Here is a 26,988-nt window from a genome sequence, read left to right on the forward strand (position 1 = left end):
AAATCAGCGAATTCGGCAAGAAACATGGCAAAATAGCCCCATTTCCATCCTTACCCGCCAAATGAGTATTTTAAGCCCCGTCTTGCAGCAAGTCAAAGCTTTTTTCCTATCCTTTGCCCATTCATTTCATTGCCTGATTAACGTAAAAAAGCACGCTGTTACATGAACATGCAGTGCAGCTTATGAATATAAAGTAAATGTGCAAATGCGGCTGTAATTGCATCATTATAAATTATGTTCCTATGGCGAACAGACGATACATAGATGCTATGAGCTAGCGAAATCACATTTATTTTTATCATTTTGTAACATAGACTCTTATCTAATTAAAAAAAGCAGAAGAGCATCAATCGCTCTTCTGCTTTTTAAAGAAGTGTTCACATTGTTAAAAAGATCGCTCTACGATAGAGCATCTTATCGATGATTATACCGTCACAGTACCAGCCGATTGCCAGCGCAGATAGTCTGTCACTGTGCGTACAGCCACATCGATTGCAGCCTCACTCGGCTCCAGCTTCGCGTGGTGCAGGCCATACGGCGTATCCACACCAAGCCAGAACATAAAGCCCGGAATCTGTTCTAGAAAATAACCGAAATCCTCACCCGTCATCGCTTCGGTACATTCAAATAGCGTCACATCGTCACGCTTCGCGAGCCAGCTCATAAATTCAGCCGTCAGCTTCTCTTCATTATACACCTGCATATAGTTAGCGCCCCAGTCAATCTCAGCGCGACAGTCGAAGCCCGCTTCAATACCCTTGACCAGCGCTTCAATGCGTGATTTGATCAGCACCATCGTCTCTGCGGATAGCGTACGAATCGTGCCCTCCAGCCTTGCCCGCTCGGCGATAATATTTTGCTTCGTACCGCCTTCAATTTTGCCGATCGTAATGACAGCCGAATCGAGCGGATTCACATTGCGCGCCACAATACTTTGCAATTGTCCAACCAGCTGGCAGCCAGCCACCACCATATCGTTAGCACGATGCGGATACGCCGCATGTCCACCCGTACCGATCAGATCGATGAACAGCTCCGATGTATTCGCAAACAGGATGCCCTGCCGAACGGCAATCGTACCGACCGGATACTCTGGCGCAACATGTAGCCCGATCATTTGCTCCGGCATCCAATCTGCTAGCTCTGCACTCGCCAGCATCGGCTGCGCCCCACCAGGCCCTTCCTCAGCAGGTTGGAAAATAACGATCAGATCATCCTCCATCCGCTGCTGTACGATCGCGGTCAGCACGCCAAGCCCAATCGTCATATGCAGATCATGCCCACATGCATGCATATAGCCGGGATGCTCACTTTTAAAATCATAGCCCGTTTCTTCTACAATCGGCAGCCCATCCATATCCGCACGGTAACCAAAGCGGCGCTTCGGCGCGGTGCCATGCACATAGACGAGAATACCTGTTTTCCATGTACGTACCTCGATATGCTCCTGTGGTAATGTTGCAATATAATCCAGCAAATAACGCTGCGTTTTAAACTCCTGAAATCCCGCCTCTGGAATGCGGTGTAGATCACGACGAATATCGATCAGATTAATGTTAGTCATCACATGTACTCCTTTAACTCTGGTAAAATAAACAACAATAACCGCAGGTAAAATGGATTAACGCATTCATGCGAATTCCTAGCGGATACAGATACAGATACAGATACAGATACAGATACAGATACAGATACAGACCTATTTTATGGCATGGAGGCTTGGAGATGAAGAAAAAGAAGTCGACACCGCTAAAGCTCCAGGTTAAACATTATCACTCACCCGATATCGATCATATTGAGCAATGGATGCCTGACAACGATAATGTCTATTATCATTTGGAGATGGCGATTGGCTTGCAGGATGAACAAAGGGCTGATCTGTATTGGGTCATCATTGCCACCCCAGCTGGCATTGCCGAAGCTCGGCAAAGACATAGCTCGCTCAAGTCAGCTACTCATACGCGTATGATCCTACTGGATCACTACACATGGAAAGAGGTAGTAGCTCGAATTGAATCTGTTCTCGACTCCATTATGATCCTTGATCGGCAAGATTCGTTAGAGGAGTTGCTCCATCATTTTAACTGGGAATATGAGCGTAACAATGCGACGAATGAAGACTGAATTAATCGATCCTATTTATACTAACAGAACTCTTCATTTAGATCATAAGAAGGCTGTCACCATTTTACTGTGACAGCCTTCTTTATTGGGGAACATTATGATTTTGCTTACAGTGTACGCAGGTCTTGCAGGATTTCGGTTTTAGACTTTGTTTTGTCGTCCACTTGCTTGATCACGCGTGCAGGTGTACCTGCAACAACGGAGAATGGAGGTACATCCTGTGTTACAACTGCGCCTGCGGCAACAACTGCACCTTCACCGATACGTACGCCTTCCAGTACAACAACGTTCGCACCGATCAATACATCGTCCTCAACGACAACTGGCTGTGCGCTTGGTGGCTCGATTACGCCTGCCAGTACGGAGCCTGCGCCGATGTGACACATTTTACCGACCTGTACACGACCGCCCAGTACAGCGCCCATATCGATCATTGTACCTTCACCGATCACCACACCGATGTTGATTACCGCGCCCATCATAATAACCGCGTTGTCACCGATCGATACCATTTCACGAATAAATGCGCCCGGCTCAATGCGTGCGTTGATGTTTTTCATGTCCAGCAGTGGGATCGCCGAGTTGCGACGGTCGCTCTCTACCACATGGTCTTCGATCTTCGCACTATTTTCAGCCAGTACGCCTTGAATATCAGCCCAGTCGCCGAAAATGACGCCAGTGTTGCCGTTAATGAATGTTTTTACGTCTTCAGGGAATGTCAGACCTGCCAGATCACCTTTCAGGTGTACCTTCACGGGAGTTTTCTTTTTGCTTGTTTTGATCAGGTTAATAATTTCATGCGTGTTCATCTCAGTAGACATATGTAGATGACAGCTCCTTTTTCATCATAATATCACCGCATCCTGCTCGGGGCGGTGTGCTCTATTCAACCGTATGACCTGCGCGGTCATAACCGAATGTACGGACACAGTTTGCTCCTGCTTCGAAGCTACATCCTTTATAGCACATATTGAAGACCCCTCGCAATTGATGGATGATATTTACACCAAATGTTTATACAGATAGTGCATGTGGGGAAGTTTTAGAGATACAAATAGTGAAGTAGAAGGGAACCATTTAGATTGGAGGATCAAGTATATAGAGCAGGCGAACGGAGCTATCGGCCATTCTACTTGTTAGTAATTCGCTCCTTTATCCCTTTGATACCTTATACATTTATCCCTTTAGCTATCTAGCAATTCAGCTTACGAACTCATCCAAAATCCTTATGTACCGCATCTCTCACCGCTTCAAAAAACTCTCGATTCCGCTGACTATAATTCGGCTTATTCAAAATCTCAAATGTACGCTCGACCCCTCTTTTAATTAACACTGGATCTTCCGTAAGCAATCCATAGCTAATAATCGTCACACAACAGTTAAATAGATCACCACCCGGCCACTGATGCGTTCGTTTAGTCAAATATTCCTCCACTACCTTACTCTGATCCACACGCGGTAGCAAATATGCGCTTTCCGCCATCATAATTTGCTCACAGGCTTGTCTAGCCGCTTCTTCTATATTGTCAGCGGTAACATTCAATAGTTTCCTGTCATCTGTAACGGTTGACAATTTCTCTGTCGGTGCATACTTACTCACCCAGGAACCAAAGCCAACCGTAGGATGAGAAATCGCAGTAATCTCATGCTTATTCAAAAACTCATTCAGTCGTTCCATTGCCGCAACATAGCGACATCCCAATGTTGAGAAAACCGTATAAGGCGGCTGAGCATGACTCAAATGACTGTCCAGGTGCCAATCCACATCAGGATGAGCTTTTTTCAGAAAAGCATAATCTGTAGTTGAATAACTTTTGACGGGTATGTAATTATGCTCTGCAATCAATGCTCCTAATTGGGTGTAGAACTGCTTTCGAATGGCTTCTTTTTGTCCACGCATAAAAATGTGTGCCTGCTTTTACTACCCAGCTCCTGCTTAACGTATTCAGCAGACGCTCCTTTCACTAGATTATGTAGTTATCATTGCATGATCTATGAGCACATTATATTACAAATTCTAGAGAATATACGAAGTTATCCGAATTAAAAATCATCTACTCCACCTTTGTGTGAACTAGAACCTGTTCTTCGCATTCAAGCTGTTCTCACTCGCTTTCGATGTATCAAAAGCACAACTACATTACATAATAAATACACCATAATGATCATCATCACTTTAGCATTAGTTGCACCGCCAAATACATTATCTGTAATGCCGTATATCATAACTAGCGCCGTGACGATCATATTCACATACACTACGAGGATAAATGTCAATGAGACATCAATCAAACTCTTCAACTTATCCATTACTAAAAATACTGCCAATAACACAAATACACTACTCAACATATAATATTCGCTATAAAACTGTATCCCTCCCACTAATCCTTTTATTAGTATCAAAGGGTACTGACTATCAGTAAATCCAGCAATATCGCTGAATGAATGATTAGCATAACGATTAAACATGAGGTATGCAAAAATAGGTAATGTGATCTTTTCAACTATAAAAAGCGGAATGATTAAGCATTTATATAAAAAATCGATATGATCAAAAGATCGATTGATACTTATAAAATAAAAACTTGTGAAAACTATAGGGATAATGGCAATTAGATTAGCTTCGATATATTTGCTAATCTCTAACCAGTTATGTGCAAACAAATACGTTAACAAATAAAACACAACATACACTATTGCTGAAGATACTAGCTGAAAAGTCTTCCTTTCATGCCATCTTAGCATCAAATCAACTTTGCCTAATTTCTCAAAAGCTAGTTGTTCTGCCAGCTCTTTATCAATACCCTTACTACATAACTCCCTCTTTAATTCATATAAATGATCAATGATCTCGATCTTCACTTCTTTTGCTTTGTTTTGATTCAGCCTCATACGCTGGACACTATTTTGTGCAAATTCCTCAATATTATTCATATCCATATTCTTTGAATGAGCGAGTCAGTAAGGAAATAATATTATTCTCGCCTTCTCTTTCTTTGATTTTATTTGCCAAATAGGCTTTTCCTACGGTTGTTATACTGTAGTATTTTCGCTCTCTACCTTCTGTTAATGCCATGTAGGAGCTTAGATATCCTTTATTCTCCAAACGACTCAAGCATGGATATAGCGTTCCTTCACCTAATTTTAGATACTCAGCATTGATCTGGTTTATCTTTTTGGATAATTGGTATCCATATGTATCATTCTCAGCAATTACAGATAAGATTATAATTTCTAAAAAACTCTTGGATTTCATAACCAACACCTCCTATAATTTCTATTTTATTCAAGTATACATCGAGAATCAAGGTATTATTCAGTAACGAGTATGTAGGAATTTGATCAAACGCGGCTAATCGTAATGAGAGATACAAATTACAAGGATACAATCTATAAAATAAAAAAGATCAGATTTCATTACGAAACCTGATCCTTTTTATTTTCAATATTCTTTTAAAAGCCCTAGCTCTTCCTCACTTCACTTCCAGCGTCCAACCAAACGGATCTTCCTCGACACCCTTCTGAATACCTGTCAGTGTCTCGTACAGCTTCGCAGATAGCTCACCGGTTTTGCCTTCGTTGATCAGCATTTTCTCGCCCTGCCAGTTCAGCTCGCCCATTGGGGAGATGACAGCTGCGGTGCCTGTGCCGAATGCTTCTTCCAGCGTACCTGCTTTGTGGGCTTCTTCTAGCTCGTCGATCGACAGCAGGCGCTCCTCCACCGGAATATCCCAGTGCTTGAGCAGTTGAATGATCGAATCACGTGTAATCCCGTTCAGGATACTGCCGTTCAGGGCAGGCGTTACCACAGTGCCGTCGATTTTGAAGAAGACGTTCATGCTGCCGACTTCCTCAATATATTTACGATGCACGCCATCCAGCCAGAGCACCTGAGAATAACCCAGCTCGGTAGCGCCTTCCTGTGCTTTCAGTCCGGCTGCGTAGTTACCCGCGGTTTTCGCCATGCCTACGCCACCTGGAACAGCACGTACGTACTTGGATTCCACGTAGATTTTGACCGGATTGATCCCTTCTGCATAGTAAGCAGCAACCGGGGACAGGATGATCATGAATTTGTATTTCAGCGATGGGGCAACGCCCAGCGCAGGCTCAGTCGCAATAACGAATGGGCGCACATACAGGGATGTACCTTCGCCCTCCGGAATCCAATCCTTATCGAGCAGGATCAGCTGACGCAGTGCTTCCAGCGCGATCTCTGGATCGATCTCTGGAATGCTCAGACGCTCATTGGACAGGTTCAAACGCTCAATGTTTTTTGTGGGACGGAACATGAGGATACGTCCGTCTTCCGCCAGATATGCTTTCAGACCCTCGAAAATCGTCTGACCGTAGTGGAATACCTTTGCTGCTGGGTCCAGGCTAATATTTTGATAAGGAACGATGCGTGCATCGTGCCAGCCTTTGCCTTGCTCATAGTCCAGAATGAACATATGATCTGTAAATTTGCTTCCGAATACAAGCCCCTGTGTAGCTGGCTTCTCTTTCGGTGTGGTTGTCTTTTCGATCTTGATCTCGATACTCATCGTCATGTCTCCTTACGGATAGTCCTAATTAATTATGATTTCATTAAATCATATCACTTTTAACCCTTTTGCGAAAATAGCAAAATAGAACAGATGCGAGTCTAGTTTGTGCTTGAGGCATAACTGACCGATTTTGTAAGCGTTCTACTCGCTACTATGCTTCGCTAAACGGCTCGTTTTAACATTATCCTCTATCTTCTTTTTTCTAAAATAGAAAATTCATATTGGCTGCGTAAGTATGCGAATAGGACAGACTATATACATATAGATAGATAGGTATAGATACGATGCGCTGACGATGCAAGCATCCAAATATGCTATACTCTGCACAGAACAGATTGGAAGCCAGGCAGCTAGAGGATTGGCTGGAGAACAGGCACCTATGAGAGCTTGCACAGGCAGGTATCGGGTGCATGATTCTATTTATCGAAGGGAGAATGTCCATATGAATATTCCTGAGAACAATTCAGTATCGAACATTAACCGCTTTAACGGATTTGATGAGCTGTATGATCGGAATCGTCCGCAGCCACCGCAATTAGTTGCCGATCTGCTGGTGAATTATTTGCAAAAGCGCCCCCGGCTGGTGCTGGATGTCGGCTGTGGAACCGGGCTGTCCACGATGATCTGGGCGGGCAAGACAGCCGAAATTATCGGTATTGATGCGAATCATGATATGCTTGGACGCGCTCAGATGAAGCTAGAGCAGCAGCCCGTATCGGGAATATCATTCCAGCATGGCTATTCCAATGAGCTACCCGCTTCCGCTGGTACCGTTGATGTGGTGACCTGCTCACAGTCGTTTCACTGGATGGAGCCTGCAAGTACCCTGCAAGAGGTGAAGCGTGTGCTGCGAGATGGCGGAATCTTTGCTGCCTATGATTGTGATTGGCCGCCGGTGCTGAACTGGCAGCTAGAGCGTGAGTACGAGCATCTGATCGATCTGTCTGAACGCTTACTGGAGCAGCATGGCGATCCAGAACAGCAGGCAGTCAAACGGGACAAGTCCACCCATCTGCACACGTTACAGGACAGTGGATATTTCCGCTTTGTACGTGAAATTGTGTTCCATCATACGGAGCCATGCAGTGCTGAGCGCTATACAGGGCTGCTGCTCAGTCAGGGCGGCATTCAGGCAGCCTTGAAGCTAGGCACACCTGCCTCGCATCTTGAATCTGAAATTGGTGTACTTAAAGCAATGGCAGATGATTTTTTCCGTGGCGGTATGATTAATGTGCTGTTCAGCTACCGGATGCGATTGGGGATTAAATAGGCTCACTGTTATAACTACCATGTTATAGGTACCAGATGAACACGGATCACCAAACTGATTGACGATTCTAATGCGATGACGATCAGATACAGATACAGATACAGATACAGATACAGATACAGATACAACGAATTTTAAAACACATCTATGTACAAGCAAAGCCGCAGGCGATGGATGCCTGCGGCTGTTTCTTTTGTATGTTGGTGCTCCAGCTCATTATATTAATGCACCAGTTCCTACCGAACCGACTCACTTTTTCAGTAGATTAATATGATCCAGATCGGTGCTGCTGTTGAAGATGAACTCCAGCTTGTAGCTACCACGTACATAGGTGACCTTTGTTTGCTCGGATTTTCCTTTACTGATCTTGGATACTGCGGATGGAGCGTACCATTTTTCCCGTAGCAGCTTCATCGTGATACCGCCGATATTCGTCTGCCGCTCTACATTTGTACCGAAGTAACGCATCTGATCCAATACATTGCTTTTATTATAGTGAAACGCATAGCCCGGATGCCCCATATCTGCGGTGTAATTATCGTAGCCGTTAGCGTTTGAACGTGGCAGCTCTGCTGGGCCGAAGCGATTGAGCACATCACTGCGCTTCGTTTTACCAATCGTAAAGCTATTCACATCACCAGGGAACTTCCCTTGTAAGGCTGGCTTGTAAAAGCTGTTCAGCGTCTCTACAGCAAGCTGGTGCTGATACGCCGCATCGCTACTCGCCGAGGCTGCTGCCTGTGTGGTGAAGGCTGTACTTATTCCTACCGTTCCAGCTAGTGCTACACCGGTTACCGTCGCTACCAGTGCTAATTTACGTATCGGTGCTGTCCATCTATTCATGTTCATTCCTCCTGTATTTCCCCTTCAATTACTACGTCTATACTCTGTCATTCGCTCTTCTCTGGAAGCCCTACAGATGATCTAAACAGCTTATAGTATACTGCTGTGCCTCAGCATGTAAGTTACCGTCATATCACAATCCGGTAACAATGTAGTTGCCAGCATTTTCGTTGCAAGTCATCTGACGTGATCAGAAGCCCAGCCGATGAGGTTAGTTATCTATAAAAGGTTGAAACAGCCGCAAACAGGGTATTGGAAAAACATACACTATTCATTGTCCGTAGTCTGACACTCTGTTATTACCCACGCGCTAGGTGATCGATAAACGATCCCGATATCGCGCAGGTCGAACGAATATTGAAGAATTGGATGAGGTGAAATGATGAACGAGACATCCAGCAATTCCCCATTGCAACACACAACGTCGGAGAATCATGCATCCGGTAACGATACGGCAACCTCCGTAACTGATTCTACAATGACAGCAAGCACGCAGGAACAGGCTCCTGCGGCGGACGAGACGAGTCAACGCTCTGAGTTTACAACCCGTCGTCCGCGTATCGTATTAACCGGAGCGACGGGTTATATTGGCAAAAATCTATTGCAGCAGCTTGTGCGTGACTATGACATTATCGCTCTGTCACGTCATGACCGCTCCGAGCATAATAATGAGCATGTCGAGTGGCGTGCCTGTGATCTATTTTCTATGTCAGCAGCAGATAAGGCATTGGAGGGCGCCGACTATGCGATTTACCTGGTGCACTCGATGATGCCAACCGCCAAGCTGACACAGGCGAAGTTTGAGGATATGGATATTATTCTGGCAGATCACTTTGCCCGTGCTGCCTGTAAGCATGGGATCAAGCAGATCGTGTACTTGAGCGGTATTATTCCGCAAGATGTTCCACGTGAGAAGCTATCTCGCCACCTACGCAGCCGTTTGGAGGTTGAGGAGGTGCTCGGCTCATGCGGTATTCCGGTGACAACCATCCGTGCCGGGCTGATCGTGGGGCCTCAGGGCTCTTCGTTCCCGATTCTAGCACGCCTGGTACAGCGTCTGCCTGTGATGACACTGCCGGAATGGACGCGCACGCTCACGCATCCGATCGCGCTCTCTGACGTGCTACATGCCCTGCAACACAGCATTGGCTCGCCGCAGCTCTATGGACGTGCAATCGATGTCGGTGGCCCGGATATCATGACGTACAAGCAGATGATGGAAAAGACGGCCGAGGTAATGGGCAAAAGACGCGTTTTCATCGATCTACCGCTACTGACGATTCATCTATCTCGTCTATGGGTCACACTGGTCACCCGTATGCCACGCGAAATGGTCTATCCACTCGTGGAAAGTCTGGCGCATCCGATGGTCGCGCATGAGGATCGAATCGTCAAAGGCATTAGCGATGGCAAAATCCCGTTTGAGGAAGCAGCACGTACGGCGCTGGAGCAGGAATCGCAGCAAAATAGCCAATCCAGCTCTAACACGCGCGCGTCCGATTCGACCGATCCAAAAGTATCCGATGTACGCTCGATCCAGCGCGTATTGCTGCCCGATGGGAAAAATGCACGCTGGGCAGGCGATTACTATATGGAATGGCTGGGACGCTTTATGCCCGCACTGGTGCGCACGCAGCGTATCGGCGAGGATCGTTACCAGGTCTTTTTACGTTTCATCGAGAAGCCGCTGCTGGAGCTAACCTTCTCCCCTGAGCGTAGTGATGATGAAAGTGCGGTCTACCATATCACTGGCGGTGTGTTCGCTCGTATAAAGGAAACACATGAAGGGCGACTCGAATTCCAGCAAATTCCCGGCACACAGGAATGTGTTATCGCCATTCACGACTATATGCCATCTCTACCGTGGTTCCTGTACAAATACACACAGGCAAAGGTACATCTGATCGTCATGCATGCGTTCCGTCGCCATCTGCTGCGATTGATTGCTCGTGATCGGCGGAATCAGCCTGGCTCAAGCTCTTCTACCGTTTCCCCTCACCGTCCCGGATGATGCGCAGCTGCGCGTCACCCGGGCTTTTTTTATCTACAGGTATACACGGTGATACATAGGCAGCGTTCCTTTTTAGGCGCGTGATTTTTTGTGCTACAATAACAGCATGAGCTGGAGCGTGCAGGATGCGCTCCCCGTATAGAGAGAGGAGTCTGACCCGATGAAACAAGAACTAATTGAACGCTTGACCTCCTACGTGCAGATCGATACCCAATCCAGTGAGGAGAGCGATACATGCCCTTCCACTCCCGGACAATGGGACCTACTGCGTCAGCTGGAGCAGGAGCTGCATACACTCGGTATGCAGGAGATTACGTTGAATGAAAATGGCTATCTGATGGCGACATTGCCTGCGAATACCGATAAGGATGTGCCTGTAATCGGCTTTATGGCGCATGTGGACACAGCGACTGATTTTACAGGTAAAGGCGTGAAGCCACAGCTCGTAGAATATACAGGCGGAGATATCGTGCTGAATGAAGCTCAGCGTATCGTGCTGTCGCCATCTGACTTTCCAGAGCTGGAGCGTTACCACGGACATACACTGATCACAACCGACGGCACGACACTGCTCGGTGCAGATAACAAAGCCGGTATTGCCGAGATTATGACAGCGATGAATTATCTGCTGGATCATCCTGAAATTAAGCATGGCAAAATTCGCGTTGCCTTTACACCGGACGAAGAAATCGGACGCGGGCCGCATCTGTTCGACGTCGCTGCTTATGGTGCAAAATACGCCTATACCGTCGATGGTGGACCACTTGGTGAACTGGAATACGAAACGTTTAATGCTGCCGCTGCCCGCGTTGTATGCAAAGGCACCAACGTACATCCAGGCACAGCCAAAGGCAAGATGATCAACGCCTCCAAAATTGCGATGGAGCTGCATCGTCGTCTGCCTGTTGATGAAGCACCTGAATTTACCGATGGCTATGACGGCTTCTATCATCTGATTTCCTTCCACGGCGATGTGGAGCGTGCAGAACTGTCGTATATCATCCGTGACTTTGACCGTGAATCGTTCGAGCATCGCAAAAATACAATCACCAGCATCGTCAATGAATTCCGTCAAACGTACGGTGAGGAGCAGATCGAGCTGGAACTGCGTGATCAGTATTACAATATGCGCGAGAAGATCGAGCCGGTTATGCATATCGTTGATATCGCAGGTCAGGCGATGAAGAATCTGGAGATTGAGCCACATATCACACCGGTACGTGGAGGCACAGACGGTGCACAGCTCTCCTATATGGGCTTGCCTACACCGAATATTTTCACAGGTGGCGAGAACTTCCACGGAAAGTATGAATATGCATCGGTTGATACGATGGTTAAGGCAACGAAAGTAATTGTCGAGATCGCTAGATTGTTTGAAGAGCAGGCATAAAGTAAGTCAGAGCGTTCTTGATGCCTTGCCGCTCGGGCTATATCCGGGCGATCTAATAAGAAGTTTATTGCTGAAATATTGGATTTCCTTTACGTAGACCATCTACAATTTATACATGAAATATACATTTTGACTGTATAAATGATTTACAACAAAAGTAATCTCTGCTACGATGCAACATAACAGTTTATTCCTATAAAGAAAGTAGGTTATTGTTTATGTCATCTTCATCCTCTTTGCTGCGTACTACTGCACCGTTTCGTGCGGATCATGTAGGCAGTCTGCTTCGTACTGAAAAGATCAAAAAAACCCGTTTGCAGCATACGGCTGGTGTGATTACAGCTGAGCAGCTACGCGAACTGGAAAATGAAGAGATTCGCCGAATCGTTGCCAAGCAAGAAGAGATTGGCTTGCAGTCGATCACAGATGGCGAATTTCGCCGTGCCTGGTGGCACTTTGACTTTCTGGAAAACCTTGACGGTGTAGAAGCGTTTGAAGCGGAGCAGGGTATTCAGTTCCATGGCGTTACGACAAAGCCGCGTGGTATCAAGGTCACTGAGCGCATCGACTTTACGAATCATCCGCATCTGGACGACTACAAATTTCTGCACAGCATTGTGAGTGCGGATCGTACTGCCAAGATGACGATTCCAAGTCCGAATATGCTGCAATTCCGTGGTAAAGTGGCGACTGAGCGTTATGAGGACAGCGATGTATTGCTACAGGATCTCGGTCTGGCGTATCAAAAAGCACTGCGTGCTTTCTATGATGCAGGCTGTCGTTATTTGCAGCTCGATGATACATCCTGGGCATCGTTCTTCTCCGAGGAAACGAAGCAAAAGCTGCGCGCCGATGGTAAAGACCCGGATCGGATGCTTGCCGATGCAGTGAAACTGCTGAATCTGTCCGTAGCGAATCGTCCGGACGATATGGTCATTACGATGCACATCTGCCGCGGTAACTTCCGCTCCACCTGGACAGCATCCGGTGGTTACGATGGTGCAGCCGATGCGATTTTGGATCAACTGAACCTGAACGGACTGTTCATGGAATTCGATGATGAGCGATCTGGCTCGCTGGACGTATTGAGTCATGTGAAGCGTAAGGATCTGCAAATCGTACTCGGTCTGGTAACGTCCAAAACAGGCGAGCTAGAAAGCAAGGATGCGATCAAACGCCGCATCGATGAAGCCGCTCGCTTTGTGAATCTGGATCAGCTATGCCTGAGTCCGCAATGCGGCTTTGCCTCTACAGAAGAAGGCAATCTGCTGACCGAAGAGCAGCAATGGGATAAGCTTCGTCATGTGATCGAGATTGCAGATGAGGTATGGTCATAATCGAATAAGCTTTGTGTGAAATCTTGCAAAAACTGCTGTATACAAGCCAGCCGTACATTGTCTTCTCCAGAGAATGTACGGCTGGCCTTTTTATGTATGTCCATGTATAGGCTTGTATATGAATATACGCCCATGTATTCCTTTAGCTCATGGTAATCATTTGATCGGTGTGCACTGGAGAGGATGCTAATGATGCTTGCAATCGTCCTGGTTCCCCTGCACAGCTACGCAGCACATCCCCTCTGGACATGCTTACCAATTAACGATATGCTAAACGTCCACTCTCATCCCGGTCTAGCTACTATTCAGGCTACGAAGCCAAGCAGGCTGTTATTGGATCGCTTTGTTGCGAATCGATGCAGACGATGCTACTTTATTATAGAGCTAGCGCTACGATTCTAGCTTACGGGTTGAACGGTGTATCTGGTAAGGAGGATATATCTATGGAATGTCGTGCTGGTTGCGCTGCCTGTTGTATTGTAATCTCAATCTCATCTCCACTACCGGGGTTGCCACAGGGCAAGCCTGCGGGAATGCCCTGCCCTCATCTGACTGCGGAACGTCGCTGTGCCTTATTCGGTCAGCCCCAGCGTCCGGCTGTATGTGGCGAGCTACCTGCTTCACTGGAAATGTGTGGAACGACCGATGAGCATGCTTTTGCTTATTTGGAGGAACTGGAACGTCTCACTTCACCCCACTCTTCTCACTAATCCCTTCATCGCACAACCGTTCCACTCTAGCCATTCACCCTAATTTTGTGCAGAATTGCGTGTCTTACGAATATATTTTTAAATTTTTTTGGGTGATTCAAATGCCGTTTTAGTGGAATTTTGCTGCATTTTCACGACTTTTCTCGCAATTTATGTATATATATCCCATTTATACGTACTATAAATGCATAATATGGTTGAAACTATGCTTATTATCATTTTTTTACTATTACTTAGCCGCTAAATTTTCTCTTTCCCGAGCCCGATACATATACAATGTACTGTATTCTCCGAATAGGGAAGTGATCAGATTGAGTATCATTCAAGCATTGATTAAAACTGCACCGATCTTCGCTCAAGCGATGCGCGAGCAATTCACGATTTCTGTCTACGACGAGACACACATTGTCTACTACTATCAGAGAGGTAACTTCGATCTTGGTTTTAAAACAGGCGATCCTGTAGCACCTGGCTTTGAGAACTTCAAAATGCTGGAGGATAAAGTAAATCCGACACGCGTATTTTTCCCGTCAGACATGTTTGGTTATCCGCTGGAAGGGATCACGATTCCTATTCATGAAGATGGTAAGCTGGTAGCTGTATTCGGTATTTATTACGAGCAGACCAATCAGCAAAATCTAGAAGGTGTTGTATCCGAAAGTAAATCGATCTCGGAAAGTCTGGTCGATATGGTACAGCACGTTGCTTCGCATGCACAGCAGCTGCAAGCAACAAGCGAGCAGATTTTGCAAAACAGCCGGATCACGGTCGAGAAATCGTCCAAAATCAACGAAGTCGCTTCTCTGATTAAGGAAATTTCGGAGCAAACGAACCTGCTTGGTTTGAATGCTGCGATTGAAGCTGCGCGTGTTGGTGAGCTGGGCGCTGGCTTTGGCGTGGTTGCTACCGAGGTTCGTAAGCTATCGGTCAATGCGAAGCAAGCGACAGGCGATATCGAAAATGCACTGCGCGAAGTACAGGAGTCTATCCGTAACATGGAGCGCGAGATTGAGCAGATCACTTCTTCTTCACAGGAGCAGGCAACACTTGTAGGCTCCTTTACCGATGTGATCGAGCGTTTGCAGGCGTCAAGCACAACAATGCAGGAGTTATCCGACAATCTGTATCACTATGCCGTAAAAAGATAATACACATCCAGAATAAGCATGGTTTACACCATGCTCCGTCTGATCTGTATGCAAAATGAATGCAGTTCAGACAACCCTACTGTATATAAAGAGATACACTACAGAGATTATAAGTGGAGAAGGAGTTTGAGTAATATGGGAGTGGTCGATTCTTTGTTGGGCATCATGCCGTATATTGGTAAAATGCTGAGAGAGAAAGCGACGGTTAGTATGTATGACCGGAAAAAGGTGCTGTACTATGAGCAACTGGGGGATTTTGATCTTGGCTTCCGTACAGGCGTTGATCTGGCTCCGGGGTTTGAGGATTTTCAAGGGGTTGCCGATAAGGTAAATGCAACGATGGTCAGCTATCCACAGGAGCTGTTTGGCGTGCCACTGGAAGGCGTAAATATTCCGGTGTACGATGGCAGTGAGCTCGTGGCGATGCTGCTCGTGATGTATGAGCAAACGAACCAGAATCATCTGGAGGCAATTATCGCAGAGAGCCGTTCGATCTCCGATAATCTGGTCGATATGGTACAGCATGTTGCTGCTCATGCAGAGGAGCTGCAAGCGACCAGTGAGCAGATTTTGGAGAACAGCCGGGTTACGGTCGAGAAATCGTCCAAAATCAATGAAGTAGCTACACTCATTAAGGAAATTTCCGAGCAAACGAATCTGCTGGGGCTGAATGCTGCGATTGAGGCTGCACGCGTCGGTGAGCTGGGCGCTGGCTTTGGCGTGGTCGCTACCGAGGTGCGCAAGCTGTCGGTCAATGCGAAGCAAGCAACCGGCGATATCGAAAATGCACTGCGTGAGGTGCAGGATTCGATTCGTAAAATGGAGCTGGAGATCGCACAGATCACTTCTTCCTCGCAGGAGCAAGCATCGCTCGTTAGCTCGTTTACCGATGTGATCGAGCGTCTGCACGGAACAAGCTCGACCATGCAGTCGCTGGCGAACAATCTGTATCATTATTCTGTTGCTTCGAAGTAAGCTGGACAGGGCTAGTCTGTGATCGCAGTAGCATGTTGTAGAGAATATCGGTTAACCTATGGATAAAGTGGTTATCCGAGCTGATCACTGTAAGGCGATGGACTGCTTTGGTACCGGTTTGCATGAAAGGAATAGATAAAAAACCGCTATCGTATAGAACACCATACGTCGGCAGAGATGAAGGACAGCCCCGGCTTAGTAGCTGGCTGTGGATTCGCTCTGCTGGGTAGGTGATGCGATAGCGGTTTTTTGCTGTGAAATGCGGGGGTTGCATCTATCCGTTTAATGGTACATGTATCGTATCAGGTGTCGATCCTACAGACGTTCCGATATTCCGATTCAAATACCTGCTTTTTGTTGAGCAAATACCTGCGCTAGAATATCCACACCGCGCACGATCTGCTCGTCAGACGGAGTAGAGAAGTTCAGGCGCAATGCCTGACATGGCTCGGATTCGTCAACGAGGAAGGCATTGCCGGGTACGACTGCGACGCCGCTGGCTGCGGCTTGCTTGCAGTAGTCCAGCATCGGAACAGAGGCAGGCAGCTCGCACCAGAGGAACAGTCCACCATCTGGACGAGTGAATGTGACCGCAGCATCCATTTTTTGCTCCAGTGCTTGCAGCATCAGCTCGCTTTTACGGCGATACACGTTGCATACGAGTCCGATGTGACTATCATAGTCGTATTCGGTCATAAAGCGGTGAGCGATCATTTGGGGCAGGGTTGCGGTATGTACGTCCTCACCCTGCTTGGCGACTGCCATCTTTTGAATGACCTCGTCTGGTGCCAGCACATAGCCGACACGCAGTCCAGCAGACAGCACCTTGGAGAAGGAGCCTACGTAGATGACGCGCTGATCGGTATCCAGCGATTTGATGACAGGCACGTCCTCGCCCTGAAAGCGTAGCTCGCCGTATGGATTATCTTCGAGGATCATCACATCGTATTGGCGTGCAAGTGCGTAGATGCCTTTGCGCTTTTCAAGCGATGTGGTGATGCCTGTTGGATTCTGGAAGCTTGGGATCAGGTAGATTAGCTTCACGTTCGGCTCACGCTTGAGCGCGGCTTCCAGCTGCTCCAGATCGATACCATCTGCTTCCATCGGTACACCCGCCAGACGAATCCCTGCGGAGCGGAAGGTGTTCAGTGAGCCGATAAAGCTCGGGCTTTCACAGATGATCGTATCGCCTTCACTGCAAAATACTTTGGCTGCCAGCTCAATCCCCTGCTGTGCGCCGGAAACGACCATCAGCGAATTACCTGTCGTATCCACATGAAAACGCTGCTGCACATGACCGAGCAGGCGCTCACGCAGTGGCTCATAGCCCTCTGTTACACCATATTGAAGGGCAGCGACTGGATTTTCCAATAGAATCGACTCGGTAAAGGAACGAATCGCTTCGAGTGGGAAGGTTTCAGCAGCTGGATTGCCTGCTGCAAACGGAATAACAGAACCGCCACCACTTGATTTTAAAATTTCACGAATGATCGATGGCTTCATCGCCGTCATTCGTTCTGCAAATTTGTAGTCCATAGTTCTCTTCTCTCCTTAGCCCAATGAAGCTGGAGCAGACAGACGATCGATAGTATTGATAGTATTCTATGCCAGCTACCTATCGTCTCTATTCCAACTCGTTATTTGTTCTAGCTTATCGCATCTGCCTATCTGCTGGAAATAGCCTTGATCCATTTTTTTGTATAAAAATAACCCCTCGCTCCAGCAGCATCACTAGTAACGAAGGGAATTATTTTCTGAATCAAGGAATGACGGGTGCGAAGTAGCACTGAATTCGTCCTATTACAGCGCAGCTTCTGCCTGCTCCTGATTGTAAATCGCAACCTGATTCTTGCCGGCTCGCTTGGCATTATACAGCGCATGGTCGCTAAGCTCATACAGCGTGTTCATCTGAATATTGCGCTGTGCCTGTACAGAAACGACACCCAGACTGATCGTATACGGTACAGGTAGCACATGCGAATCACTGTTGGCTACCGTTAACCGAAGCTGCTCCGCAATGCCTCCTGCCTTCGCCTCATCTACATCTGGCAGCAGCACGGCAAATTCATCACCGCCATAGCGTCCGAAAATATAGCGCTCACCCGTAAGCTCCGACAGCCTTTCCTTCAATCGATCGGTCATATCCTGAAGCACACGATCCCCTGTAAAATGCCCATACGTATCATTAATCGTCTTATACGAATCCACATCGAACAAAATAAACGACACCTGACTCTGCCGCATCGCTAGCTGATGAATCATATTCCGACTCTCGACCATAAACGTACGCCGATTCAGCACGCCGGTCATCTCATCATAGCTCGCAATCCGTAACAGCTCCGCATCTGCCTGCTCCTTGGACAGCAGCACATAGCCAGTATTGCCCAGAATCATAATCAGATAGAGCGCGATGAATGAGAAGCTTTGATACATCCCCTGCGTGAACAAGCCCACCTGATCACCAAGCTGAATCGCAGCCCCCGCCCGAAGCAATAGACTAAGCGCTACGATGCCGTACAGAATGCCCATCAGTCGCTTGAGCGTGGACGCGGCACGATCTGTCGTCATATAATACACCGGATAAAATAAGAACATCGCCGTTGCCACCGATGCGTACACGATACGAGCACCTTCCGATACACCTAACCCATAGATCAAGGCGAAGCCAGCAATACATATGACCGTGCCGATCAGATATAACCGTTTGAGCCGTTTGGAAAAGACCTGCTGTAGCATAAGCAGCGCGCTCGTCTCCAGTGCCGCACCCACGAATAGAAGCGTATTTGCTAATACAATCGACAATAGCTCTGGAACGACACCACGCACAATTAGCAATGCCCACGCAATCGCCTGGATGAGCTTGGATAGGAAAAAAGCATTGACCGAACGATCCGGCACCGTATGCTTACGATACGCATTAATTAGAATGACCGTAAAAATATGTCCAAACACAAGCGATATAAAAATCGTCTTCATATCCAGATTAAAGCTCATAATGGATTTCACAACTCCGTGTTTTGCACGGCGCCTCAAGGTTAAAGCTGGTGAACAGGCGCAGCAATACGTACTTGCCAGCCTAAATGGATGACTGTGGACTCAGTATACCACCTTTATCAACGGCAAAGCGTATCGTTACAAGCCTGTTACTACAAAAATTTTAGAGTGACTGCTCTCGATTTTGGAACTGTGCCAGCGCGGTATATTGCTGCTCCAGACTACGGAAGATCGACACATAGATCGGCAGTAGCTGATGATACACATGCGTATGCTCTGGCTTCGGCTCGTGCGCATGGGTGGAGCCGATCATACTGGATACGATATCCAGCGATTCGATGCGCCCCATCCCGTACAGACCGAGCACAACAGCACCGAGACAGGAGCTTTCGATACTTTCCGGTACGATAACCTCCTGATCAAAAATATCCGCCATCATTTGCCGCCAGAGGGAGGAACGAGCAAAGCCGCCTGTCGCATGAATTTTGGCAGGATGACCGATCTGTTCCTTCATCGCCAGCATAACCGTGTACAGATTGAAAATAACACCCTCCAGCACCGAGCGAATCATATGCTCCTTCCGATGCTTCATCGTCAGCCCGATAAAGGAGCCGCGCGCATCCGGGTTCCATAGCGGCGCACGCTCACCTGTCAGGTACGGATGGAATAACAGCCCTTCGGAACCTGCTGGTACCTGCTCGGCGATTCGAGTCAACACATCATAGGAATCAATACCGAGTCGCTTCGCCGTCTCTACCTCCGACGCGGCAAACTCATCGCGCACCCAGCGGAACAGCATTCCACCATTGTTCACCGGGCCGCCGATCACCCATTTATCCTCGGTCAGTGCATAACAGAAGATGCGTCCCTTCGGATCGGTGACCGGCTCATCAACGACTGTCCGAATCGCACCACTCGTACCGATCGTCACAGCAACAACACCCGGCTCAATCGCACCTACCCCTAGATTAGACAGTACGCCATCGCTTGCGCCCACGATAAACGGAGTGTCCACCGATAAGCCCATTAGCATAGCCGCCTCTGGGTTCATTCCTGCCAGCTGATGCGTTGTTGGCACCGGGCGAGACAGCTTGGTTGCCGTAATGCCTGCAATATTCAGTGCTTCCGCATCCCAGTCCAGCTCTCGCAGATTGAACAGCCCCGTACAGGAAGCGATCGAATGATCGACCACATATTCACCGAATAGACGAAGGAATACATACTCCTTGATCGAAATGAATTTATATGTCCGTGCGACCAGATCAGGCTGCTCATCGCTCAGCCACATTAGCTTGGTCAAAGGCGACATCGGGTGAATTGGCGTGCCGGTACGCATATAGATGTCCTGTCCATTCAGCTCATGCTTGAGCTTACGTGCATACGCTGCACTACGATTATCCGCCCATGTGATGCAGCGTGTCAGCGGCTTGCCCTGCTCGTCGACAGCAATCAGACTGTGCATCGCCGAGCTAAAGGAGACGAATAGCACCTGCTCAGGCGAAGTGCTGCTATCCTTCATCACACCTGCAATCGTATCCATGACCGCACGTAGAATTTCATCAGGGTCTTGCTCTGCCGTTGACGGTGTTGGCGTGTACAGCGGATACCCGATATTCGAGGTGGTCATGACCGTGCCATTTTCCTGAAATAAGACCGCCTTCGTACTCGTCGTACCGATATCAACCCCGATCATGCGCATAGCGCCTGGCTGTGCCTCGGTATGTGGTAATGATCCATTTCCATTCGCTGTATCGTTCATCGTCATCATCCTTCTTTCGTAAAATAAATATTGCTTTGATCATCCATATCGTTATCGTACAAAGCGGTCTTCTACTATACGGCTGACTTTGCTCCGTCACCCTCGCAGAAGCATCATGCCTAAACAAAGTAAAGCAGCACGGGAAAGAAGCTCTTTCCCGCCCTGCTCATTCGCTTTTATTTTATACAAACACACTCAAAATCATAATAAAGATCAAGCCGACCACTGACAAAATCGTCTCCATCACCGTCCATGACTTGAGCGTCTGCCCCACCGTCATGCCGAAGAATTCCTTGATCATCCAGAAGCCAGCATCATTCACATGAGACAGGATCAGCGATCCAGCACCTGTTGCCAGTACGACCAGCTCGACATTGACCCCGGTGCTCACCGCGAGCACGGGAGCAACAATCCCTGCCGCTGTCGTCATCGCTACAGTTGCCGAGCCTGTCGCTACACGGATCAACGCCGCAACCAGCCATGCAAACAGGATTACGTTAATGTGACTGTGGCTGGCAATATCCGCAATCGCTTTACCAACACCACTATCGATCAGCACCTGCTTGAATGCACCGCCACCACCGATGATCAAAATGATACCCGCAGTTGGTGCCAGACATTCACTTGTGAATTTGGAAATATCGTCCTTGCTAAAGCCACGTGCAAAGCCCAGCGAGAAGAACGCGAATACTGCCGAGATCAGCAGTGCAATAATCTCATGACCGATAAATTCAGCTACATGAGTAAAGCCATGTACTGCCTCTGGATCTACAATCGATGCAATCGATCCGGTCAGCATCAGGATAACAGGCAGCAAAATCGTAAACAGCGTAATACCAAAGCCCGGCAGCTCACGATCACCCTTGGAAGCAAATTGCTCGGCAAGCTCCTTCGGCGGCTGCACCTCAATGCGACTACCGATAAATTTACCGAAGATCGGGCCTGCAATAATCGCTGTTGGCAAGCCAACGATCAATGAGTACAGAATCGTACGTCCCAGATTGGCATTGTATGCATCAATCGCAATCATCGGCGCTGGATGCGGTGGCACCAGACCGTGTACGGTAGACAGACCTGCTAGAATCGGAATCCCGATCTTGAGCAGGGACAGACCTGTTTTACGTGCAACCAGAAACACAATCGGAATTAACAAAATGAGTCCAACTTCAAAGAAAACCGGAATCCCGACGATAAAGCCGACCAGCATCATCGCCCAGTGCACACGCTTTTGACCAAAGCGATCAATCAGCGTGGTTGCGATACGCTCGGCACCACCGGATTCAGCCATCATTTTACCGAGCATCGTACCGAGACCGATAACGATGGCGATCGTACCAAGCGTGCCGCCCAATCCACCTGTAACGGATTTGATCAGGTCTTGCGGATTCATCCCTGCCAGCAAGCCGAGCATCAGAGCAGACAGCAGTAGCGTAACGAACGGGTTCCATTTAAATTTGGCGATCAGCACGATCAGGAAGACGATCGCGATCAGCGTCCACACGAGCAGTGTGGCATTATGACTAAGTCCAAACAATTGATCCAAGGAAATGACCTCCCTATGAAAATTTTCAGATTCTTTTTTTGCAAATTTGAAATGTTTTTCGTAAGTGGATAGAGCGCTTACAATAATGATTTAGTATGGTGGTTATTGTATACTTGTCGACAAGTTGGAGCTGGTAAATGAATGTACTGGTGTATTTATATGCTTAGTGACTGGTGTGATGTGGAGTGGCACCACTCCGGTAAGGAATAAGGGAACGGACTCGGGTGGAGCCGCGTGAATCTACGGATTAGGGATTTAATGTAGATTCACGCCCCTCCAAAATCGTCCTTTTCCCTTATTTCCTTACCTCCGTTCTGTGCGGGTTGCAGCATGAAAGCGTTCGTTGAGCAAGTGTACCGCAATATTGGTGTGCTAGCGTGTTTGCTTCATGCTGCTCAACTCAAATACGTATCTCTGTTAACAATGATATGTCCTGAAGGTTATTGGCACGGCTAGCATCATCAAACCTTTGAGAAGACTATAGACTGTTGGTCACGCATAGAGCTTAGATATTTAAATGTAATATCGTACACTATGAACGGAATCCTACTTGCAGAAAGCAACAGTATAGAACTCAGAGCTGGCAGATCGTAAGCTATAGTCTATAGTTTTCTTTTAGACAAGTGTCTGATTTTAATAGAGTATTATTTTGTTTATGCAACTCCATTTTATCCGAGTATAAAAGCATGCTAAGCAGTTCCTGTGTTTGTATAGCAAGAGTATAGAATAAACTGCAAACTGGCGTTCCTTGCTACTTTATGGCAGGGTGCGGCTTAGTGTTTGGGCGGAGTCCTTGAAATAATCGTCGACGGCGCGGCGGATGACTTCGGCATCCTGTGAGCGTAGACCGTTTAGGATTTTGTAGTGCTTGTCGGCGACCCAGTTCATGCGTTCTGCTCCGGTTTGGAAGCCTTTTTCGGTAGTGATCAGGATGACGGTCATGACGATCTGGCGAATGCTGTTCCAGAGGTGGATCATGCGCTGGTGCTGTGCCTGCATGACGATCATTTCGTGGAACATGAAGTCCTGATAGGCAAAATCTACATAATCGCCATGCTTGACGGCTAGCTTCATTTTGTCGATGGTTCGATCCAGTTGGACGAACAATGCTTCATGATCGCCCTCGGCCAGACGGTGCTGGACAAAGCTTTCGATCAGGTAGCGCACATCGTACAGCTCGTTGACATCCTCCAGATTTAGTCCGAGCACAACCGCGCCCATACGCTCCAAACGAATCAAGCCTTCGCTGGATAGTGCCTTGAGTGCATCACGTACAGGCGAGCGACTGCTACCGAAGTCAGCCGCGATCCGATTTTCTGAAATGATCTCTCCCGGCTTGATCGTTTCATTTATAATTTGCAGTCTGAGCTCACAGGCAATCGCTTCTCCGCGAGAAGCGCCCTGTAGCCAGGCGGATGGATATTGCATCGTTAACGTCCCCTTTTGTGCATAATCGCTGATGAACAGGCAGGTGTACAGACAGAGAGCGACATGCATGCTGTATGAATAGCTGTAGCTTATGCCGTACAGCCTCGCATCAATGTGACTTGCCATATAGTTCGATTTTAGCACAATCCGGTAAAGTGAATATAACGTTTTCAATGATCGATCGCATCGTGCAGCTCATGGAGCAGGGAATCTATTCGTGCCTCCAGTGTAGCTCTAGTTATGCTGTAACGCCCCCTCTACCAAATGAGATCAAATCCGTATGTGTGCGGTGTCTCGTATCTGCATTTTCGAAAGAGAACAGCCGCGTAAGAAGAATCCGGTGAAAAGAATAAACTGCGATAAAAGATCATTTTGTTGTGTACTTGTATACAACTTTAAAACTTTGATTTTTATCTTACTACTCTCATTTGGGAATGTAAAGCTTTTCATGTAAGCGTTCTATAAATTATTTGCTACAATTTTAGAATTCGAATCTTGCGAATATAGACTTTAAATAAAGTGAAAATTTAACATATATATGTTCATTATGGATGCTCTACGTTAAACTATTACAATGAGAATAACGAGAAAACGACTTTATAGGATGTTAAAAATCGTAGCAATTGCAGGCGTAATCCTGCTAGGAATAGTTCGTTTATTCAATGACTTTGATACTCCCACCAAACGTGTACAGCCAGAAAAATTAAATGCTTTTATCCAAAAAGAGAATATACTTAATCCTAAAATTATCCGTCTCAGCGATTCCAAATACTACCTCTTTTCGGATGAAATGAATACGATATATGTGTATGAAGGCAATGGAAATTCACACACCAGTCGTAGTACTCCCAGAGATGGGGTTGTTTTCGGAGGGCTAGAAAAAGGTTCATTTGGCTTGATTATTCACAACAATGATATTCTGCAACATGGGAGTTATTACAGATTAATTATTGATGGAGAGAGTAAAACGTACGATTACAATCGTGAGACATATCTGATTGTGCAAGACAATCGGATATGGAATCCAGTTCCACAAGTGACAATTGAGTTTTTAAGCAAGCAAAAAAAGACACTGTTCAAGCAAACCTTTTAGATCAAATAAGATTTTTAAAAAGAGGGCGTTCAATAGAGCGGCCTTTTTTTATTTATAATTTCAGCCGCAGAGAAGGACAACGATACTCACATCGCTAACACTGGAAAATTTAAAACACTTAATATCTAGTCCATACAACGATAGCGAGACACTACTTAGAACAACTTAAAACAACTCACAGATAGCAAGACAATATTTTAGAAGAAATGAAAACAACTCGCACTCTTCATTACATGAGAATGCGAATTGCTCACTGATAATGGACTTTATTTATACTTTTAATCGACCTGCTTGGGCATCCTTTTCCCTCACTCCGACTCCCCATTCAAATAATTAAAGAACGGCTGATCCACCCAGAAGTCGTAGCCTGTAATGGTCGCGTCAGGTGCCAGCTTGCGGAAGCCGTCGCGGATTGCTTGTGCTTTGTCGGTTAACGAGAACGATTGAGCATAATAATTACCCAGTGTGATCTTCGTATTTGAAATCACCGGATAGCCAGACAGCTCGGTTGGCGAATAGTACAGCGGCTGCCACCAGGAGCTATAGATCAGCGGTGCAGTCGTGTTGCTATTCTTTTTCGCATAGGTGGAAATGATCTTATTAAAGCGTTCCTTATCTGCGATCGTATTGAACTCAAACTGAATATCGTACTCCTTCGCATAAGCGATATAGTTACCATTTTCGATCTGAGTCACTTTGTAATCCGGTGTTTCCTTTGGTGTACCCCATTCCTTGAGATAGATAAATGCAGAGGTCTTGGGCTGGAACTGAACATCTGCATCGATGCCCTCACTGCGCAGCAAGCCGATCAGCTGTACCGCGTGCTTGATATCATCATGTCCATACGTGAGCGTCAGGCTATCGATAAAATTGGAATCATAACGGCTATCCTTGAGGTTGTAGCCAGTCACCAGATTGTTACGCAGCGCCTGATCCACAATCGTACGCAGCTCAGGAGCCTCGATCAGATCCGCTGTACGGTAAGCCGCATATAGCTTCTCGTAAATGTCGCTATCGCTGGTGCGTCCAATCTCATTTTTGTATTTGCCCAGACTGGTTAGCGTTTTACCCAGCAGCACGTTTGCAGTATTGCGGTCGATCGCCCCACCCTTGCGCAATGTCGGATATAGACTCTCCGGTACGACCCCGGTATCGATCGCTGCTGCCAGCTCCTGTGCTGCCTGTCCCTGTACGCGATCCTTAGCGATGCCTGCCTTTGCCAGCGCCGCATCTACCTTTGTCTGCGGATATGTATAGGCGAGTTCCTTGAAGCCAGCCGCTTTTACTGCGATGAATACGGCTGCGTATACGCTCAGTGCATCATTCGCATGAACCGTTTGATCTGACAAAATGCCTTGCTGGGCGAGAGCTACCGCTGCATCATATGCCGCATCGCCAGATTTGAGATCGGTAAAGCTCGGTGTCTTCGCTTCTTCCGTCGATGCGGCTGGAGCTGGCACAATAGCAGCAAGCGCACGTAAAAAGTCGCCTCGTTTCACCAGCTGTGGAAGCTGAATATTGTATTTCGCTTGCAAAAATTGGGCGTAATCTGCTGCCGTTTCCTGATGTGGGGTAATGCTGTTCGCCTTTGCTGGAGTTGCCGCTGGTGTCTTTGTTGGAACTGCTGCAGGTGCCTTCGCTGGTAGTGCCTTTGCAGGTGTCTCGGCTACAGCCGCAAATGTGGATGAAGTGGGAACAATACCTGCTCCTAAAACAGCAGGTGCAGCAACCAGTGCAGCGAGCGTGAAACGGGTCATCTTTTTCAAGGGAACGCCTCCTCAGATAGGGTAATCATGGGAAATACACAGGATAT

The 26,988-nt window shown here is 47.2% G+C and carries 22 protein-coding genes; 9 read left to right on the forward strand and 13 right to left on the reverse strand.

Annotated features, from left to right (window positions below; genetic code table 11):
* Positions 1–424 precede the first annotated feature (424 nt).
* Positions 425–1,564: an N-acetyldiaminopimelate deacetylase gene (locus tag IEX62_RS12675; RefSeq protein WP_188775885.1), complete on the reverse strand. Its 1,140-nt coding sequence runs from the start codon at positions 1,562–1,564 to the stop codon at positions 425–427.
* A gap of 161 nt (positions 1,565–1,725) precedes the next feature.
* Here IEX62_RS12675 and IEX62_RS12680 point away from each other — a divergent pair, with 161 nt between their 5' ends.
* A complete protein-coding gene (locus IEX62_RS12680; protein ID WP_188775886.1) occupies positions 1,726–2,124 on the forward strand; it encodes an Imm8 family immunity protein in 399 nt (132 codons plus the stop codon).
* A 107-nt stretch (positions 2,125–2,231) separates the two neighbouring features.
* Here the strand turns inward: IEX62_RS12680 and dapD are convergent, their stop codons facing one another.
* The 5 genes from dapD to IEX62_RS12705 form a co-directional block, all read right to left on the reverse strand.
* Positions 2,232–2,945: a 2,3,4,5-tetrahydropyridine-2,6-dicarboxylate N-acetyltransferase gene (gene dapD, locus IEX62_RS12685; RefSeq protein WP_188775887.1), complete on the reverse strand. Its 714-nt coding sequence runs from the start codon at positions 2,943–2,945 to the stop codon at positions 2,232–2,234.
* Between the two features lie 392 nt (positions 2,946–3,337).
* Positions 3,338–4,024, reverse strand: coding sequence for a hypothetical protein (locus tag IEX62_RS12690; RefSeq protein ID WP_188775888.1), 687 nt, complete (start codon positions 4,022–4,024; stop codon positions 3,338–3,340).
* A 194-nt stretch (positions 4,025–4,218) separates the two neighbouring features.
* The gene (locus IEX62_RS12695) at positions 4,219–5,061 is read right to left on the reverse strand and encodes a hypothetical protein (RefSeq protein ID WP_188775889.1); all 843 of its coding nucleotides are present in this window, start codon (positions 5,059–5,061) and stop codon (positions 4,219–4,221) included.
* Positions 5,054–5,383, reverse strand: coding sequence for a PadR family transcriptional regulator (locus IEX62_RS12700; protein WP_188775890.1), 330 nt, complete (start codon positions 5,381–5,383; stop codon positions 5,054–5,056). Before IEX62_RS12700 ends, IEX62_RS12695 begins: the two co-directional genes overlap by 8 nt.
* Positions 5,384–5,600: 217 nt before the next feature.
* Positions 5,601–6,671: a branched-chain amino acid aminotransferase gene (locus tag IEX62_RS12705; protein ID WP_188775891.1), complete on the reverse strand. Its 1,071-nt coding sequence runs from the start codon at positions 6,669–6,671 to the stop codon at positions 5,601–5,603.
* 445 nt (positions 6,672–7,116) lie between these two features.
* On the opposite strand from IEX62_RS12705, the gene IEX62_RS12710 reads away from it, so the two are divergent.
* Positions 7,117–7,944, forward strand: a complete 828-nt coding sequence (locus tag IEX62_RS12710; protein ID WP_188775892.1) for a class I SAM-dependent methyltransferase — start codon at positions 7,117–7,119, stop codon at positions 7,942–7,944.
* A 249-nt stretch (positions 7,945–8,193) separates the two neighbouring features.
* Here the strand turns inward: IEX62_RS12710 and IEX62_RS12715 are convergent, their stop codons facing one another.
* Positions 8,194–8,787, reverse strand: coding sequence for a YjgB family protein (locus IEX62_RS12715; protein WP_188775893.1), 594 nt, complete (start codon positions 8,785–8,787; stop codon positions 8,194–8,196).
* A gap of 379 nt (positions 8,788–9,166) precedes the next feature.
* Here IEX62_RS12715 and IEX62_RS12720 point away from each other — a divergent pair, with 379 nt between their 5' ends.
* From IEX62_RS12720 to IEX62_RS24015, 6 genes are all read left to right on the forward strand, one after another.
* Positions 9,167–10,798 carry an NAD(P)H-binding protein gene (locus tag IEX62_RS12720; protein ID WP_229685753.1) on the forward strand — a complete coding sequence of 544 codons (1,632 nt, stop codon included), beginning with the start codon at positions 9,167–9,169 and terminating at the stop codon, positions 10,796–10,798.
* 160 nt (positions 10,799–10,958) lie between these two features.
* On the forward strand, positions 10,959–12,188 hold the full coding sequence (gene pepT / locus IEX62_RS12725; RefSeq protein WP_188775894.1) for a peptidase T: 1,230 nt from the start codon (positions 10,959–10,961) through the stop codon (positions 12,186–12,188).
* A gap of 218 nt (positions 12,189–12,406) precedes the next feature.
* Positions 12,407–13,525, forward strand: a complete 1,119-nt coding sequence (locus IEX62_RS12730) for a 5-methyltetrahydropteroyltriglutamate--homocysteine S-methyltransferase (RefSeq protein WP_188775895.1) — start codon at positions 12,407–12,409, stop codon at positions 13,523–13,525.
* Between the two features lie 443 nt (positions 13,526–13,968).
* Complete coding sequence (locus IEX62_RS12735) at positions 13,969–14,235, forward strand: YkgJ family cysteine cluster protein (protein ID WP_188775896.1); 267 nt, start codon at positions 13,969–13,971, stop codon at positions 14,233–14,235.
* A 311-nt stretch (positions 14,236–14,546) separates the two neighbouring features.
* Complete coding sequence (locus IEX62_RS12740) at positions 14,547–15,383, forward strand: methyl-accepting chemotaxis protein (protein WP_373289125.1); 837 nt, start codon at positions 14,547–14,549, stop codon at positions 15,381–15,383.
* A gap of 135 nt (positions 15,384–15,518) precedes the next feature.
* Positions 15,519–16,358 (forward strand): methyl-accepting chemotaxis protein, encoded by an 840-nt coding sequence (locus tag IEX62_RS24015; protein ID WP_188776078.1) that lies wholly within the window; start codon positions 15,519–15,521, stop codon positions 16,356–16,358.
* A 339-nt stretch (positions 16,359–16,697) separates the two neighbouring features.
* Here the strand turns inward: IEX62_RS24015 and IEX62_RS12750 are convergent, their stop codons facing one another.
* The 5 genes from IEX62_RS12750 to IEX62_RS12770 form a co-directional block, all read right to left on the reverse strand.
* Positions 16,698–17,894: an aminotransferase-like domain-containing protein gene (locus IEX62_RS12750; protein WP_188775898.1), complete on the reverse strand. Its 1,197-nt coding sequence runs from the start codon at positions 17,892–17,894 to the stop codon at positions 16,698–16,700.
* Positions 17,895–18,158: 264 nt separating this feature from the next.
* Complete coding sequence (locus IEX62_RS12755; protein WP_188775899.1) at positions 18,159–19,352, reverse strand: GGDEF domain-containing protein; 1,194 nt, start codon at positions 19,350–19,352, stop codon at positions 18,159–18,161.
* A 163-nt stretch (positions 19,353–19,515) separates the two neighbouring features.
* A complete protein-coding gene (gntK, locus tag IEX62_RS12760) occupies positions 19,516–21,051 on the reverse strand; it encodes a gluconokinase (protein WP_188776079.1) in 1,536 nt (511 codons plus the stop codon).
* 241 nt (positions 21,052–21,292) lie between these two features.
* Entirely contained in the window at positions 21,293–22,654 is a 1,362-nt protein-coding gene (locus tag IEX62_RS12765; protein WP_188775900.1) for a GntP family permease, read from the reverse strand.
* A gap of 756 nt (positions 22,655–23,410) precedes the next feature.
* Entirely contained in the window at positions 23,411–24,082 is a 672-nt protein-coding gene (locus IEX62_RS12770) for a GntR family transcriptional regulator (RefSeq protein WP_188775901.1), read from the reverse strand.
* 604 nt (positions 24,083–24,686) lie between these two features.
* Between IEX62_RS12770 and IEX62_RS12775 the strand changes: the two genes are divergently transcribed.
* The gene (locus IEX62_RS12775) at positions 24,687–25,175 is read left to right on the forward strand and encodes a hypothetical protein (protein ID WP_188775902.1); all 489 of its coding nucleotides are present in this window, start codon (positions 24,687–24,689) and stop codon (positions 25,173–25,175) included.
* A 308-nt stretch (positions 25,176–25,483) separates the two neighbouring features.
* On the opposite strand, the gene IEX62_RS12780 is transcribed toward IEX62_RS12775, so the two are convergent.
* A complete protein-coding gene (locus tag IEX62_RS12780; RefSeq protein WP_229685774.1) occupies positions 25,484–26,932 on the reverse strand; it encodes a hypothetical protein in 1,449 nt (482 codons plus the stop codon).
* Positions 26,933–26,988: the final 56 nt, after the last annotated feature.

The organism is Paenibacillus hunanensis, assembly GCF_014645615.1.
Lineage (GTDB): Bacteria > Bacillota > Bacilli > Paenibacillales > Paenibacillaceae > Saccharibacillus > Saccharibacillus hunanensis.

Excerpts from the sequence above, each read along its gene's own strand:
- IEX62_RS12675 (WP_188775885.1), bottom strand. The coding sequence starts at position 1,564 with ATGACTAACATTAATCTGATCGATATTCGTCGTGATCTACACCGCATT.
- IEX62_RS12680 (WP_188775886.1), top strand. The coding sequence starts at position 1,726 with ATGAAGAAAAAGAAGTCGACACCGCTAAAGCTCCAGGTTAAACATTAT.
- dapD (WP_188775887.1), bottom strand. The coding sequence starts at position 2,945 with ATGTCTACTGAGATGAACACGCATGAAATTATTAACCTGATCAAAACA.
- IEX62_RS12690 (WP_188775888.1), bottom strand. The coding sequence starts at position 4,024 with ATGCGTGGACAAAAAGAAGCCATTCGAAAGCAGTTCTACACCCAATTA.
- IEX62_RS12695 (WP_188775889.1), bottom strand. The coding sequence starts at position 5,061 with ATGAATAATATTGAGGAATTTGCACAAAATAGTGTCCAGCGTATGAGG.
- IEX62_RS12700 (WP_188775890.1), bottom strand. The coding sequence starts at position 5,383 with ATGAAATCCAAGAGTTTTTTAGAAATTATAATCTTATCTGTAATTGCT.
- IEX62_RS12705 (WP_188775891.1), bottom strand. The coding sequence starts at position 6,671 with ATGAGTATCGAGATCAAGATCGAAAAGACAACCACACCGAAAGAGAAG.
- IEX62_RS12710 (WP_188775892.1), top strand. The coding sequence starts at position 7,117 with ATGAATATTCCTGAGAACAATTCAGTATCGAACATTAACCGCTTTAAC.
- IEX62_RS12715 (WP_188775893.1), bottom strand. The coding sequence starts at position 8,787 with ATGAATAGATGGACAGCACCGATACGTAAATTAGCACTGGTAGCGACG.
- IEX62_RS12720 (WP_229685753.1), top strand. The coding sequence starts at position 9,167 with ATGATGAACGAGACATCCAGCAATTCCCCATTGCAACACACAACGTCG.
- pepT (WP_188775894.1), top strand. The coding sequence starts at position 10,959 with ATGAAACAAGAACTAATTGAACGCTTGACCTCCTACGTGCAGATCGAT.
- IEX62_RS12730 (WP_188775895.1), top strand. The coding sequence starts at position 12,407 with ATGTCATCTTCATCCTCTTTGCTGCGTACTACTGCACCGTTTCGTGCG.
- IEX62_RS12735 (WP_188775896.1), top strand. The coding sequence starts at position 13,969 with ATGGAATGTCGTGCTGGTTGCGCTGCCTGTTGTATTGTAATCTCAATC.
- IEX62_RS24015 (WP_188776078.1), top strand. The coding sequence starts at position 15,519 with ATGGGAGTGGTCGATTCTTTGTTGGGCATCATGCCGTATATTGGTAAA.
- IEX62_RS12750 (WP_188775898.1), bottom strand. The coding sequence starts at position 17,894 with ATGGACTACAAATTTGCAGAACGAATGACGGCGATGAAGCCATCGATC.
- IEX62_RS12755 (WP_188775899.1), bottom strand. The coding sequence starts at position 19,352 with ATGAGCTTTAATCTGGATATGAAGACGATTTTTATATCGCTTGTGTTT.
- gntK (WP_188776079.1), bottom strand. The coding sequence starts at position 21,051 with ATGCGCATGATCGGGGTTGATATCGGTACGACGAGTACGAAGGCGGTC.
- IEX62_RS12770 (WP_188775901.1), bottom strand. The coding sequence starts at position 24,082 with ATGCAATATCCATCCGCCTGGCTACAGGGCGCTTCTCGCGGAGAAGCG.
- IEX62_RS12775 (WP_188775902.1), top strand. The coding sequence starts at position 24,687 with ATGTTAAAAATCGTAGCAATTGCAGGCGTAATCCTGCTAGGAATAGTT.
- IEX62_RS12780 (WP_229685774.1), bottom strand. The coding sequence starts at position 26,932 with ATGACCCGTTTCACGCTCGCTGCACTGGTTGCTGCACCTGCTGTTTTA.